Raw genomic sequence first — 14,593 nt, forward strand, 5'->3', positions numbered from 1 at the left:
GTTCACCGATCAGCCTTTGGGAGCCTGGATCCTGTAGCAGGCCAGGTACAAGGCGGGCAGGAAGAACAGCGTCAACACGGTGGCTATCGCAATCCCGCCGATCATTGCATAGGCCATCGGTCCCCAGAACACTTCACGGGCAATCGGAATCATCCCCAGGCTGGCCGCGGCAGCGGTCAACAGAATAGGCCGGCAACGGTGTTCGGTGGCCTTGACCACTGCATTCCAGGCATCTTCTCCTGCGGCCATGAACTCATCGATCTGTGTCACCAGAATCACCGAGTTGCGGATGATGATGCCGATCAGCGCCAGCACGCCGAGAATGGCGACAAAGCCCAATGGATAGCCGGTCAGCAACAGGGCGGCAACCACGCCGATCAGCCCCAGCGGGACCACGCTGACCACCAGCAACAGTTTCTTCACGCTGTGCAACTGGATCATCAGGAAGCTGGCGACCAACAGCAGCATCAGCGGCACCACTTTAAGGATCGGTCCCTGCGAACGGGCGCTGGCTTCGACTGCACCACCGGTGGCCACCGAGTAGCGCACCGGCAGTTGATCGGTGAAGGCCTTGACCTGCGGTTGCAACTGTTTGACCAGCGCTGCCGGTTGCAGCGTGCCGATCACGTTGGCTTTCAGGGTAATGGTCGGCAACCGGTCGCGACGCCATACCAGCGGCTGTTCCTGTTCGTAGCTCAAGGTGGCAAATGCCATCAGCGGCACAGTAGCGCCATTGGGCGTCGGGATCTGCAGGCTGCTCAGGGTTTGCAGCGAACTGCGCTCCTGATCCTCGGCACGGCCGATCAGGTCGATCAGGTAAGTGTCATCCCGCACCTGCGTGATGCTGGTGCCGGTGACCAGACTGTTGAGGATCTGCGCGACGTCTTCGGACGACAGGCCGAACTGGCGGACCTTGTCCTGGGCGATATGGATCTTGAGCACCTTGCCCGGCTCGTTCCAGTCATAGATGACCTGGCCGATGTTGGGGTTGGCATCCAGAATGCCGGCCAGGGCCATGGCATTGCTGCGCACCTGTTCGATGTCCGGGCCGCTGACCCGGTATTGCACCGGCCAGCCCACCGGTGGCCCCATGTTCAGGAGCTGGACATAACCGCCGACGCCGACGAAGTCATCGCGAAAGCGCTGGCGCAGGCGTTCGATCAGCCGGTCGCGGCCTTCGCCGCCGCGGCTGACGATCACCAGTTGTCCGTAGAACGGATTATTCAATTGCTGGTCCAGCGGCAGGTAGAAGCGCACCGCGCCTTTGCCGACATAGGAACTCCAGCGCAGGATCTCCGGATCGTCCTTGAGCGTGGCCTCGAAACGGTCCATGGTCTGGCGCGTGCCTTCGATCGAGCCGTTCTGCGGCATGTAGATATCCACGAGGATTTCCGGGCGATCGGAGTCGGGGAAGAACTGGTTCTGCAGCAGTTTGCCGGCGAACAGCGAGCCGACGAAGACCACGGCGGTGACGCCGATCACCCACCAGCGATGTTTCAGGGCCTGCAACAGCACGCGCTGGAAGCCTCTCATCCAGGCGCTGTCATGGGCATGGCCCTTGGGCTTTTTCAGGATATAGATACCGATCAGCGGCGCGAACAGCACCGCAACCAGCCATGACAGCAGCAATGCGACGGCAATCACGGCAAACATGGTGAACACGTATTCACCCGCCGAACTGGAGTTCAGGCCAATCGGCACGAAGCCGGCGACGGTCACCAGCGTGCCGGTCAGCATCGGAAAGGCGGTCGAGGTATAGGCAAAGGTTGCGGCCTGTTGCAGGGAGTCGCCGCCCTCCAGTCGCGTGACCATCATCTCCACGGTGATCATCGCGTCATCCACCAGCAGGCCCAGCGCAATGATCAGCGCGCCCAGGGAAATGCGCTGCATGGTAATGCCGCTGTACTCCATGAAGACAAACACCAGCGCCAGCACCAGAGGAATCGAACAGGCGACCACCAGGCCGGCACGGATGCCCAGGCTGATGAAACTCACCACCAGCACGATCAGGATTGCCTCGAACAGCGCGCGGGTAAAACCGCCAATGGCCTTGTCGACCACATCGGCCTGGCTGGACACCAGATTCACATCGATACCCAGCGGCAGTTCGCTGGTCAGTTCGTCGATGCGCTGCTGCAACCGGGAGCCGAATTCCTGAATGTTGCCGCCTTGCTTCATGGCCACGGCCAGGCCGATGGCTGGCTGGCCGTTGAAGCGAAACAGCGAGGAGGGCGGGTCGGCATAACGGCGTTCGACCGTCGCCAGATCGCTCAGGCGAAAGAAGCGGTCGCCAAAGCGCAGGTTCACCGCCAGCAAGTCCTGCTCGTTGGTGAACTGGCCGGTAGTGCGCACAGCGATGCGTTCGGGACCGGCTTCCATGACGCCAGCCGGGGTGACCGAGTTCTGCGCCTGCAGGCTTTGCAGCACCTGGCGTTGATCGATGCCCAGCGCGGCCAGCTTGCGGATCGAGAAGTTCAGGTAGATGACTTCGCGTTGCGCGCCAAGCAGCTCGATCTTGCCCAGGTTCGGTACGCTGCGGATATCGGCCCGGACCTGCTCGACATAGTCACGCAACTGACGGAACGACAGGCCATCGGCGGTAAAGGCATAGATACTGCCGAAGACGTCGCCGAATTCGTCGTTGAACGCCGGGCCTTGAATGCCACTGGGCAGTTCGCCGCGCACGTCCATGATCTTCTTGCGCACCTGATACCAGGCGGCCGGGATATCCGCGCTGCGGGTTTCGCTCTTGAGAAACACGAAGATCGTCGATTCACCGGCCAGCGTGTAGCTTTTCACGTAGTCCAGTGCATCGATTTCTTCGAGCTTCTTTTCCAGGCGATCGGTGACCTGCTGCAAGGTGTCGGGCAGGGTCGCGCCCGGCCAGCGCGCCTGGATGACCATGGTCTTGATGGCGAAGGACGGATCTTCCTCTCGGCCCAGATTGAGGAATGACCAACTGCCCATCAGCAGTGAAACGAACATCATGTACCAGACCAGCGTGCGATGCTTGAGGCCCCAGGCAGAAAGATTGAAGCGCTCTCTCACAAACTGACCTCTCGTTCCACGCGGATTTTCTGTCCTGCTCTCAGGCTGTTCACACCGGCGATCACCACCTTGTCGCCGTCATTCAGTTCGCCGCTGACCCGCACCGACGAGCCATGGCGGATCAGCACCTGCACCGGACGCGGATTCAAGGTGGCGGTCTGTGGATCGATGACCCACACCTGCGCCTGGCCATTGAGTTCCTGCAAGGCGCTATCGGGCAGTTCGCGGAAGGAGGCCACGTTGCTGCTGATTTCGACGCTGACGGTCGAGCCCAGGCGGAAGCTGTCCGGAATCTGCTGCAGCGCCAGGCGCACGCGCCGGGTCCGGGTTGCGGCATCGATCTGTGGCGATAGCTGACGCACCTGAGCTGTGACCGAGACTTGCTCGTTCAACTGGGAAACCACCTTGATCTGCATGCCTTCAGCCAGGCTGGCCGCAAGCTCGACCGGCAGATCCACCACGGCTTCGCGGCTTTCCGGGCGCGCCAGGCTGACCACGGAATGACCGGTGACCATCACCTGACCGACTTCGGCATGCCAGCCGGTGACCACACCGTCGAACTCGGCCAGCAGGCGAGTGTAGGAAAGGTGGTCGCGGGCCTGTTCGGCTGCAATGCGCGCCTGATGCAGTAGCGCTTCCTGACTGCGCAGGTCGCTGCTCAGCCTGTCCAGATGCGCCCGCGAGCCCACGCCGCGCTCGAACAGTTGCTGATAGCGCAACTGCTCGTCACGGGTCTGTTGCCATGAAGCCTGGGCCTTGTTCAGCTCTGCCTGACGGGCGCGTAGCTGGTTCTGCTGGTCGCTGGGTTCAAGGGTGGCCAGCAGCTCACCCTTGCGCACCAGTTGGCCGGTTTCGGCATGTCGGGTGGCGATGCGTCCGGCGATGCGAAAACCCATGGCCACTTCGTATTGTGGCTGGATGCTGCCGGCGAAGCGTCCGTGCAGGTCATGGCGCTGATCGACGATTTCGGTGAACAGTACGGGCCGTTCGATGAATTCGCGCACCGGTTTGTCCCGGCAGCCCGACAGAAACATGAGCAGCACGCAGAACATCCACAGTTGTATGCAGGTCTTGATGGTCAGACTCATAGTGTGTTTTCCGATGACTCGGCGGAGTTCGAGGTGCTTTCGGCGACATCGACCTTTTGCCCGGGATAGAGGAACTGAGCACCTTTGGAAACCACCTTGTCGCCATCCGCAAGGCCGGAGCCGATGACCACCTGGCCTTGCTCGTAGCGCATGACCTGCACCCTGGCCAGCCTGACTTGCGACTTGTCGTCCAGCAGCCAGACCGCGGGCTGTCCGTGGCTGCGGCTCAAGACGGACCAGGGCAGGGTAAATGCCCGCTGCGAGTGGCTCAGGAGTTGCGCACTGACGACGGTTCCCAGTGCCAGGGTTGCGGCGCTTTCCGGCAGGGAAACCCGCACCCGCAGCGTGCCGCTCGATGCGGAAACGATGGGCGTGACTTCACGAATCGTGCCGTTGATCCTGATTTCGGGCAGGCCAAGCGTGCTGATCAGCACGGCAGCGCCGGGCTGGTCGGAACTCAGCAGAGATTCATAGGCGGCAAATACCGCTTCACGTTCGCCATCTTGAGCAAGGCTGAAAATCGGGGTGGCGGCCTGTACTACCTGGCCTTCTTCGGCATGGCGAGCGGTAATGACCCCGTCGGCTACCGCAACCAGTTCGGTATAACCGACCTGATCCCGGGCATTGGCCTGACGGGCCTTCAACGAAGCCAGGTCTCCGCGGGCACTCTCCAGAGCGGAGAGTGCCTGCTGGTATTCACTGAGATTGGTATAGCCTTTGGGCAGTAAGGTTTGCTGACGCTGATAGTTGTTTTGTGCAAGGCGCAACCGTGATTCCCGGGCTGCCACTTCGGCATTTGCCGACTCCAGGTCGGTCTTTTGTTCACGCGGGTCCAGTCTGGCAAGTACCTGATTGGCCCGCACCCGATCCCCCACATCCACGAACCGCTCTACAAGCTTGCCCGACACGCGAAAGGACTGATCAGTCACCTTGCGCGCCTGGATGTCGCCTGTCAGTACCACACTGTTGGTGACATCACTCGATGTCACTTGCTGGACGGCCACTCGAACCCGGGCTTTTTCCGCAGGTTTCCCGGCAGAACAAGCGCTGATCGAGAGCGCCAGAACACAGTGAAGTCCTATAGCCAGCCAGGGCTGGCTCAAAGACGGTCTGTGATGTGAAGGTCGGATTTTTCCGGTAACACGGCAAAACGAACGTAAAAGAGTTTCACGAGAAATAGTCATCAACAAAACAGCCACTGCCTGTGGAATAAGCCAACACCGGTGAATCAGCGTTTCACGGGTGTTTCAGGCAATTGCCGTTGCGTCTGGCCAGACGTGCTGGCTGCTGGTTTCCTCGGTGCCGAAAAATTCCAGCACGTTCTTTTGCGATGCACGCCAGGCTGCCTTGCTCTCCAGATCCAGGAAGTGGCCGGTATCGGCAACGACCTTGAAGCTGCTGTGGGCAATGTAATTGGAAAAGCTGCGGGCATCTTCGACCGTGGTGTATTCATCCTTGTCGCCATTGATGAACATCACCGGAATCTTGATCGAGGAAAAACGCTCCACATAATTACTGGCGCTGAGTTTGCGGATCTGGCTGATGTGGAAGTCGATCTGCCCGTATTCATGCTCGGCAAGACTGATCAGGTGCTTGTAGTTGTACAGCTTGAACAGGCGCGGCAGATATTTGCCGACCGTATCATTGAGCAGGGAGCCGATTTTGCGTTTTTCGCGGGCGGCGAGGTAGATCTGCGCCTTGTCGATGTAGTCGAGCATCGGCTCGTTCAGCACCGGAGAGAAAGAGGAGATGATTGCCTTTTCCACCGTAGGTGGCGATTCGGCAAGCGCCAGTAGCGCCGAGACGCCGCCCCAGGAAACCGAAAGCAGGTAATTGACCTGGAAGCGATCGATCAATTGCAGCAGGATCTGGACCTCGTCTTCCTTGGTCACGATCAGGTCATCGCGGTTGTGATCGCGGGACTGCCCGGCGAAAGGCAGATCGAACAGCACAAGGTTGTAGTGCGGTTGCAGATACTTGACCGTCTGGCCAAAGGAACCGGTAGTCGACAGTGCTCCGTTGATCAGCAGAACGGTTTTTGCAGCACTGCTTTTCCAATAGGTTTCGGTGTAAAGCTTGAACTCTCCAACACTGATAATCTTTGATTGCGCGCCCATAATGAAAAGCCTCCCAGGCTAAGTCGATCCTACTAAGTTGATACGGTTTTCTCTGCTTTAGCGGCCATGCCAAAGCCTCGCCTGGTTAGTGGCGAAATCCATTGAGGTTTTTATTGTTATGCGGTGCGGTTAAGAACGTGAATCGCGGTGACTATTGATAACGCACAGCGTACGGGACCGACAAGGGGCTGACGCCATAAAAATGTCGACGTGGCGAGGTCCCCGCTTTCAGGGACGAAAGGACAGGGTGATAGCAAAGAGATATTATTCGGTGAAAAGCAGCTTATCGAGCAGGAAAAACTCACCTATTGAGTGGAACTTGTGAGTGCTGAATCGGTCCAACAGCGTCTTGTTTTGAAACTTATTGTTACAAATTAGCGCTTGCCAGCGTGTGTCAGTTTTATAGCGAAGTAACTTTTTCCGCAGATTAGCGATTTTATCTTCGTCAAAATGCAGGCACGGAACTGTCTGCAATGGGCATTGCGCCCTGTGTCATAGCAGAGTTTTCATCTGTTGGCATTCCAATACCAGGCTGGCACCTCCGTACGGGCTGGTGCCGATATGCAGAGTGAAGCCATGCAGGTTGACGATGGCTGCAACTACCGACAAACCAAGGCCGAAACCACTCTGCTGATTACCGTCCTCGCACCGATAGAAACGCTGGAATACGGCTTCGCGTTCGGTTGGCGGGATACCGGGGCCGGAGTCCTGAACGGCGATACAAGGGCTGCTGCCATCGCCTTCGCTGTAGGCGCTGATCAGCACGGTACCACCGGCAGGTGTAAATTTGATTGCATTGCTCAACAGGTTGGCCAGTGCTTCAAACAGCAAGGCCCGATCGCCGACCAGTGTCGGCAACGGTTCATTGAGTTGCAGGATCAACAGAACCTGATCTTCTTCGGCAAGTGGCAGGTAAAAGTCGTGAAGTTCCTGCAAGAGCGGGCGCAGGTCCAGTTCAACGAATGCCGAGCGTCGTTGATGGTCCTCGATTTCCGAAATACGCAAAAGTCCGCGAAAGCGCGCCATCAGCGTGTCGGCTTCGGCGATTACTTGCGTCATCTGGGCGGCTTGTGGCGAGTCGTCTGCCGATTGCTGCTGGATACGATAAAGCTGGGCGCGCAAGCGGGTCAGTGGAGTGCGCAGGTCGTGGGCGATGTTGTCGCAGACCCCCTTGACCTCGTTCATCAGTTTTTCGATACGGTCGAGCATGGCATTGACGATCACCGCCAGCATGTCCAGCTCGTCGGGGCGGCTGGACACCGGCAGGCGGCCTGACATGTCGCCGGCAATGATCGACTCGGCGCTGGCCTGAATGGCGCGAATCCGGCGCAACGGCCGACGACGCAGCAAGTGCCAGCCGGCCACGACCGGGACGATGGTCAGGGAAATGCCCCACAGCAGGGCCTTGAGAATCAGGGTCGAGACAGCGAACAGCGAGCCGTTGTCACGCACCAGTACCAGCCAGCGATCATCCGGAGTCCTGGTGGCGATGGCATCGCAACTGTCGCTGGGCAGTTCCGGGTCGTTGGAGTCGATGCAATTGCTCAACTGATGGATATGACCATCGAGCGGCAGGCTGGAAGGGATTTGCCGGATCGGTCCGGCCAGCGGTTGCAGATTGGCATCGAACAGGCCGTAGGCATCCACGGAACGCATGTCGAACGTCATGCTGGTGGCCAGCGCATCCACCAGTGCATTGCCCTCGAAGCGGGAAAACAGTTGCTGGCGCTGCATCAGCGAATGCCGGGCGAGATTGCCCAGATAGGAAGTGACTTCCCAGTACAACACGCCCAGCAGAATGCCGCTCCAGGCTACGAACAGAAAACTGTACAGCGCCAGCAGGCGGCTGCTTGAGGAGTGCCAGCCCTTAGACGGGTTCGGCAATGACATAGCCCGAGCCCCGCACAGTCTGGATCAGCGGCGCGTTGCCGGGCGGGTCGATCTTCTTGCGCAGGCGGCCGATGTGCACATCGATCAGGTTGGTGCCCGGATCGAAGTGATAGCCCCAGACTTCCTGGAAAATCATCATTCGAGTGATGATCTGTCCGCTGTTGCGCATGAGGAATTCCAGCAGCTTGTACTCGGTGGGCAGCAGGGCCAGTGGTTTTCCGCCGCGACAGGCTTCCCGGCTGATCAGGTTCAATTCCAGGTCGGCAACCTGCAGCACGGTCTTGGCCGCGCTTACCGGGTTGCTGCGACGCAGCAGGACTTCGACCCGTGCGGCCATTTCATCGGAAGCGAAGGGTTTTGGCAGGTAGTCGTCGCCGCCGGCGCGCAGGCCGCGGACCCGTTCGTCGACGTCCGACAGGGCGCTGATCATCAGGATCGGGGTGGCGATTCCCTGGGCGCGCAGGTTGGTGACGATACTCAGGCCATCCATTTCCGGCAGCATGCGATCCAGGGTAATGAGGTCATAATCGCCGCTCGCCGCCCGGGCGAATCCGTCACGACCGTTGTCGACCCAGTCCACTTCAAGGCCATGGCTGCTGAGTTCCGCAACGATTTCCCTTGCGGTGACAGCATCGTCTTCGATTGCCAGGATTCTGGTCATGATCTTTGCCTGAATGAATACGGGAAAACACTAGCTTGCCTATTAATGCCCGGCTGTTTCCTGAATAAAAGTTTAAGAAACATTCAGGGTGGATCTGTGCCTGCTGCCGTACACCTTTACAGGCTAGGCACTTTCAGTGCGTTCCTGGTTCTTTTTGGCAAGGGCCTCGGCCTGGCGTTGCTTGCGATCACGCTCCCACTTGGCGGTCGTGTCCTTTTCACTGCGGATCTGCGCGTGGCTGAGCAGCCCGAAGATGAAACTGCCGCCGATGATATTGCCGGCCAGCGTTGGCCCGGCGAAGACCAGCCAGAAATCCTTCCAGCCCAGTTCACCGGCAAACACCAGATAGGACACTTCGGCAGAACCGACAACGATATGGGTAAAGTCACCCAATGCCATCAGGTAAGTGATCATCACAATGATGGCTATCTTAGCGCTCTCCATGGAGGCGATCATCCAGACCATGGTCGCAATCATCCAGCCGGACACGATGCCCTTGGAAAACATCTGGTTGAGGTCGTTTTCCATGACCTTGCGCCCGATCTCGAGAAACGCCTGGTCGGTCTTGCCATCGAAAATCGGCAGGTTGAGCATCACGTAGGCGACCAGCAGGGTGCCGGCCAGATTGCCGACCAGCACGATGGTCCAGAGCCGCAACAGCCTGCCGATGTTGGTCAGGGTCAGTTTGCTCATGACCGGTAATACGGCGGTCAGGGTGTTTTCGGTAAAGAGTTGCTGGCGAGCCAGGATCACAGCCAGGAAGCCTGCCGAGTAACCAAAGCTGGCGATGACATGACTGGCGTCGACATCCGCCAATCGCGATCTGAATAGCCCCATGGCCATCAGCGACAGCCCCATGGTCAGGCCGGCAGCCAGTGCCGACCACCACAAGGCAGCGGCGCTGCGCTCCAGCTCATGGTCGCCCTGGATACGAATGGTTTCATGCAGGACCGCCGCACGGGGCGGCTGGTTTTCGTCGATTTCGCGTTCTTCTTCGGCTGACAGGCCGGGAGTCTTGCCGTCTGGGGTCTGATCCATGGAACTGAACTTCCTGAGCGTGGGGGCTGCAGGTTCAGACACGGGCCGACGGACGTCGTTCGCCTGCCCGGGCGCGAGAATTCATGGCGCGATCAGGTCTGTGCTCTGCACTCGTTCAACTCCGCAGGCGAGCATGCCTTGCCAGGCATTTTCCAGTGAGCCATGCATATCGATGGCGCGGCAGGCGTCTTCGATCACGTAAGTGTTGAAGCCTGCCCGACGAGCGTCCTGGGCCGACCAGGCAACGCAGAAATCCAGCGCCAGGCCGACCACGAACAACGTGTCGATGTCGCGCTCCTTCAAATAGCTGGCCAGCCCGGTTGGCGTAGTGCGGTCCGCTTCCAGAAATGCCGAATAGCTATCGATGTGCGTGTTGCAGCCCTTGCGCAGGATCAGTTGCGCATGCGGCAGCTCCAGCTCGGCATGCAATTGCGCGCCGTGGCTGCCTTGTATGCAGTGATCCGGCCACAGCGTCTGCGCGCCGTAGGGCAGGGTGATGCTCTCGAAGGGCGTGCGTCCCGGATGGCTGGAGGCGAAGGATATATGCCCGGCCGGATGCCAGTCCTGAGTGACGATCACTCTGGGGAAACGTGCGCCCAGGCGGTTGATCAGGGGCAGCAATGCATCGCCGTCGGCGACTGCCAGTTGGCCGCCGGGCATGAAGTCATATTGCATGTCGATGACCAGCAAGGCGCAGTTGGGGGCGGCGGGCTTGTTGGAGAGAGGCATGGGGTGGCTCCTGAACCAGATGAGTCGTGCAGGCCCCCAGTTTGCCTGCTTATCGAGGTATTTGCGAAAGGTGTGAGCCTGTCCATTTTTATTTGTTGGCAATTTGTATCAAGTACTAATGAGAATCTGTACTATTCGCGCCAAAAAACCTGCCAGGTCCAATGAAGGCCTGGTATTTCATCAGGGGATATCCACGTTGATGCGTCGCACTCTGCTTTCTCTTTGTGTCATTCAAGCCATCACCCAGGCAGCCTGGGCTGATCAGGTTACTGCCGATAAATCGTCGATCGAACTCCAGAACATCGACATCCAGGGAACTGCCGACACCGAGCAGGCGACGGGGCCGGTTCAGGGCTATCGTGCGACCCGTTCGGCCAGTGCCACCCGTACCGATACGCCTCTGCATGAAACCCCGCAGTCGATCAGTGTCGTCACCCGCGAAGCCGTGGAAGACATCGGCGCTATCCGCCTGCAGGATGCACTCGACTACGCCGGTGGCGTGGGCCGGGCCAACAACTTCGGCGCGCAGGGCCTGACCACTTTTACGGTGCGTGGCTTCACCACCGGCGAGTTCTACCGCAACGGCTTCCCGATCAACCGTGGCTATCCGAGCATGCCCGATGCCAACACCATCGAGCGTCTTGAAGTCCTGCGCGGTCCGGCCACCACTCTGTACGGCCGTGGCGATCCCGGCGGTACCTTCAACGTGGTGTCCAAGCAGCCGCTGGCCGAAAGAACCGTCACCCTGGGCAGCCAGTTCAACGATCAGGGCATGAAGCGCGGGACCCTGGATGCTTCCGGTCCGCTGGATGACGAAGGTCGTTTTGCCTATCGCCTGAACGTCGTGGGCGAGGGTGGCGATACCTTCCGTGATCACGTCGAAACCGAGCGTTACGGCGTGGCTCCGGTCTTGAGCTGGCAGGTCAACGACGCGACCCGCATCATTTTCGAGGGCGACTTCATGCGTAACAACGCGCCCCTCGACCGTGGCCTGACCCGCTACACCACCCAGACCCGCACGGCTTCACGCGATTCGTTCTTTGGCGAGAAGGATGCAGGCAAGCTGCATACCGACACCAGCATGGCGCAGGTGCGTTTCGAGCATGACCTCAACGACAGCTGGAAGCTGGGCGGCGGCTTCCAGCTGCTTGATGGCACCATGCAGGGCGATGCGGTCGAGGCCAACGGCATGAATCCCGACGGTCGCACACTGGCGCGTAACTACAACTACCGCAAGCTGGAGTGGACCGACCGCGACTGGCAGCTCAACGTGACCGGTAACTTTACCGCCGGTGGTTTCGAGCACACCTTGCTGGCGGGTGTGGAGTATGAGGATTACGACTACAAGTCGATCATTCAGCGCTCCGCGAGTGGTTCAAACGTCTACACCATCGATATCTTCGATCCGGTCTATGGCCAAGCGCGTCCGGCGCTGACCCGCACCACGACCCATGACAAGGAAAACCTCAAGACTTACGCAGCATTCCTGCAGGATCAGGTGGCTCTGACCGAACGCCTGAAATTGCTGGCCGGTGTCCGTTTCGAGCGTTTTGAGCACGACTACGATTCCTATCTTTCCACCAGCGAAGACTTCACCAAGAGCGACAACGCAGTCACTCCACGCCTGGGTATGATCTATGACCTGACCGATACGGTCGCGGTTTATGCCAATACGGCGCGCTCCTTCAAACCGAACACCGGTGCCAGCCGCCTGGGCGGTGGTTTCAAGGCTGAAGAGGGCAAGTCCTATGAAGTCGGCGTGAAGTGGCAGGCGCTTGAGCGTCAGTTGAGCGTCGATGCTGCGGTCTATCAGATCGACAAGAAAAACGTCCTGACCAGCGATCCGGTCGACCCTACATTCAGTGTGGCGGCCGGTGAAGTGCGTAGCCGTGGCTTCGACCTGAACGTGGTCGGTAACCTGACTCCCGAGTGGCGCCTGATGGGTAACTATGCCTATGTGGATGCCGAGGTCACCAAGGACAACTCACTGAATAAAGGTACCCGCCTGGCGAATATCCCGGAGCAGAGCTTCAGCCTGTTGAACGTCTACGAGTTCCAGAGTGGCACCCTGAACGGTCTGGGCGTCGGCGCGGGTGGTCGTTATGTGGCGCAGCGTGAAGGACGAACTGTCAACGAGTCGTTCGACATGGGCAGCTACACGGTTTTCGACCTGCTGTCCTACTACAAGGTCAACCAGCACTTGAAGCTCAACCTCGATGTTAAAAACCTCTTCGACAAGGAGTTTGAAGAGGGCGCGTGGGGTAATGCCTTTGCTTACCCAGGCGCGCCTCGCACCGTACAGGTCGGTTTCTCCTACACCTTGTAAGGCGTGAAGTCTTCGCGAGCCCGCTCGCGAAGACGCGTTTTCCCATCAGGCAAACACTCGAATTGGCGCGCCCGCATGCCAGGCCTGGATATCTTCAATCATCTGGCTGAAGAAGGTCCGGTAGTTGTTCTCGGTGACATAACCGATATGCGGGGTCGCCAATACGTTTTTCAGGGTGCGGAACGGATGTTCGGCCGGCAGCGGTTCGGCATCGAAGACATCCAGTCCTGCACCGGCAATCCTGTGTTGCTGCAGGGCTGCAATCAATGCCGCTTCATCGATGATCGGCCCACGTGACGAATTGATGATGTAGGCACTCGGTTTCATCCAGCCCAAGGCCTCTGCATCCACCAATCCCCGGCTTCGGTCGCTGAGCACCAGATGGACCGACAACACGTCGGCCTGCTCGAACAGCTCCTGTTTGCTGACATAAATGACGCCCGCTTCGGCGGCGGCTTCGGCTGTCAGGTTCTGGCTCCAGGCAATGACCTTCATGCCGAACGCCTGGCCATAACGGGCAATCCACTTGCCAATGCTGCCCAGTCCCAGAATCCCCAGCGTCTTGCCATGCAGATCACTGCCCAGGCCGATCTGCCAGTTGCCGTCGCGCAGTGAGTTGGCTTCCGCGACCAGATTGCGGGTCACGCCCATGATCAGCGCCCAGGTCAATTCCGGCGCTGCATGTTTGTAGCTCTCGGTGCCGCAGACCTCGATTCCCAGCCGTCGGGCGGCCTTTATATCAATTGCCGCGTTGCGCATGCCGCCGGTCACCAGCAACTTGAGGCGTGGCAACTGGCTGAGCAGTGCTTTATCGAACAGCGTGCGCTCACGCATCACGCAAATGACCTCGAAGCCTTGCAGGCGCTGCACCATGGTCGCGGTGTCGGCAGGGAAGTCATGCAGGAAGCTGACTTCGCCGACCGGGGCCAGCACCGACCAATCGACAACGTCACGCGCAACGTCTTGCCAGTCATCGAGCACTGCAATGCTTGTTTGAGTCATTCGAGAGCTTCCGGGTGATGAAAGGTTGAGCCGTCAGCCAAACAGGCTGGCAGCGATATTGATGGAAAAGCCGAGAATCGAGGTATTGAAGACAAAGCCGATCAGGCTCTGGGCCAGTACGATCCTGCGCATGCCCCGGCTGGCCACGCCCACATCCGAGGTTTGTACGGCAACGCTCAGGGTGAAAGAAAAATACAGGAAGTCCCAGTAATCTGGCCTGGTTTGCGCATCGGCAAAGCGCAGTGCGGGTTCCTTGCCTTTCCAGGTGTAGAACAGGCGGGCGTAATGCAGGCTGAATACCACTCCGGTCATCAGCCACGAGCCTGCGATGGTCAGGCCGGTAAAGGCGTAATGCAGCAGGCGCTGATCGTTGCTCATGTCCTTGCTGCCGGCCAGTTCGAGAAAGATGGCGGCCAGGCTGGCAAGGGCGGCAATGCAGACGGTCAGCAGGACCACGCCGGCATTTTCGTCTTCGATTTCGGCGATTCTTTTGACGTCCTCAGCATTGCTGCGCAGGGTACGGGTGAGGATCAGAATCAGGTAGAACCACACACCAAGATTCCAGCCGATCAGGCATTTGCTGGTAAAGGTGGCGTCCGGGGAGATAAAGGCAGTAGCAATGCCGCCTGTCAGGCCCAGTAATGTGGCCAGACTCAGGCGCGGATGAGTGCGAGCGATATGGAGCATGGCGGCC

11 protein-coding genes are annotated in these 14,593 nt (G+C 59.1%); 1 reads left to right on the forward strand and 10 read right to left on the reverse strand.

Annotation, left to right across the window (positions count from 1 at the left end):
• Positions 1 to 9: 9 nt before the first annotated feature.
• The 8 genes from ALQ04_RS01040 to pncA form a co-directional block, all read right to left on the reverse strand.
• Complete coding sequence (locus tag ALQ04_RS01040) at positions 10 to 3,048, reverse strand: efflux RND transporter permease subunit (protein ID WP_122313816.1); 3,039 nt, start codon at positions 3,046 to 3,048, stop codon at positions 10 to 12.
• Positions 3,045 to 4,136, reverse strand: a complete 1,092-nt coding sequence (locus tag ALQ04_RS01045) for an efflux RND transporter periplasmic adaptor subunit (protein WP_259644869.1) — start codon at positions 4,134 to 4,136, stop codon at positions 3,045 to 3,047. The genes ALQ04_RS01040 and ALQ04_RS01045 overlap by 4 nt, the downstream gene beginning before the upstream one ends.
• Positions 4,133 to 5,320 carry an efflux RND transporter periplasmic adaptor subunit gene (locus tag ALQ04_RS01050; RefSeq protein ID WP_122313817.1) on the reverse strand — a complete coding sequence of 396 codons (1,188 nt, stop codon included), beginning with the start codon at positions 5,318 to 5,320 and terminating at the stop codon, positions 4,133 to 4,135. Before ALQ04_RS01050 ends, ALQ04_RS01045 begins: the two co-directional genes overlap by 4 nt.
• A 63-nt stretch (positions 5,321 to 5,383) precedes the next feature.
• Positions 5,384 to 6,253, reverse strand: a complete 870-nt coding sequence (locus tag ALQ04_RS01055; RefSeq protein WP_122313818.1) for an alpha/beta fold hydrolase — start codon at positions 6,251 to 6,253, stop codon at positions 5,384 to 5,386.
• Positions 6,254 to 6,745: 492 nt separating this feature from the next.
• A complete protein-coding gene (locus tag ALQ04_RS01065) occupies positions 6,746 to 8,143 on the reverse strand; it encodes a HAMP domain-containing sensor histidine kinase (RefSeq protein WP_122313820.1) in 1,398 nt (465 codons plus the stop codon).
• Positions 8,121 to 8,804 (reverse strand): response regulator transcription factor, encoded by a 684-nt coding sequence (locus ALQ04_RS01070; protein ID WP_122313821.1) that lies wholly within the window; start codon positions 8,802 to 8,804, stop codon positions 8,121 to 8,123. Before ALQ04_RS01070 ends, ALQ04_RS01065 begins: the two co-directional genes overlap by 23 nt.
• 123 nt (positions 8,805 to 8,927) lie before the next feature.
• The gene (locus tag ALQ04_RS01075) at positions 8,928 to 9,842 is read right to left on the reverse strand and encodes a formate/nitrite transporter family protein (RefSeq protein ID WP_122313822.1); all 915 of its coding nucleotides are present in this window, start codon (positions 9,840 to 9,842) and stop codon (positions 8,928 to 8,930) included.
• Between the two features lie 81 nt (positions 9,843 to 9,923).
• Positions 9,924 to 10,571 (reverse strand): bifunctional nicotinamidase/pyrazinamidase, encoded by a 648-nt coding sequence (gene pncA / locus ALQ04_RS01080; protein WP_122313823.1) that lies wholly within the window; start codon positions 10,569 to 10,571, stop codon positions 9,924 to 9,926.
• Between the two features lie 199 nt (positions 10,572 to 10,770).
• Between pncA and ALQ04_RS01085 the strand changes: the two genes are divergently transcribed.
• Positions 10,771 to 12,897: a TonB-dependent siderophore receptor gene (locus ALQ04_RS01085; protein WP_122313824.1), complete on the forward strand. Its 2,127-nt coding sequence runs from the start codon at positions 10,771 to 10,773 to the stop codon at positions 12,895 to 12,897.
• 45 nt (positions 12,898 to 12,942) lie between these two features.
• On the opposite strand, the gene ALQ04_RS01090 is transcribed toward ALQ04_RS01085, so the two are convergent.
• Positions 12,943 to 13,899 (reverse strand): D-2-hydroxyacid dehydrogenase family protein, encoded by a 957-nt coding sequence (locus tag ALQ04_RS01090; RefSeq protein ID WP_122313825.1) that lies wholly within the window; start codon positions 13,897 to 13,899, stop codon positions 12,943 to 12,945.
• A 33-nt stretch (positions 13,900 to 13,932) separates the two neighbouring features.
• A complete protein-coding gene (locus tag ALQ04_RS01095) occupies positions 13,933 to 14,586 on the reverse strand; it encodes a DUF1345 domain-containing protein (RefSeq protein WP_122313986.1) in 654 nt (217 codons plus the stop codon).
• Positions 14,587 to 14,593 lie beyond the last annotated feature (7 nt).

This window comes from Pseudomonas cichorii (genome assembly GCF_003700275.1).
GTDB lineage: Bacteria > Pseudomonadota > Gammaproteobacteria > Pseudomonadales > Pseudomonadaceae > Aquipseudomonas > Aquipseudomonas cichorii_B.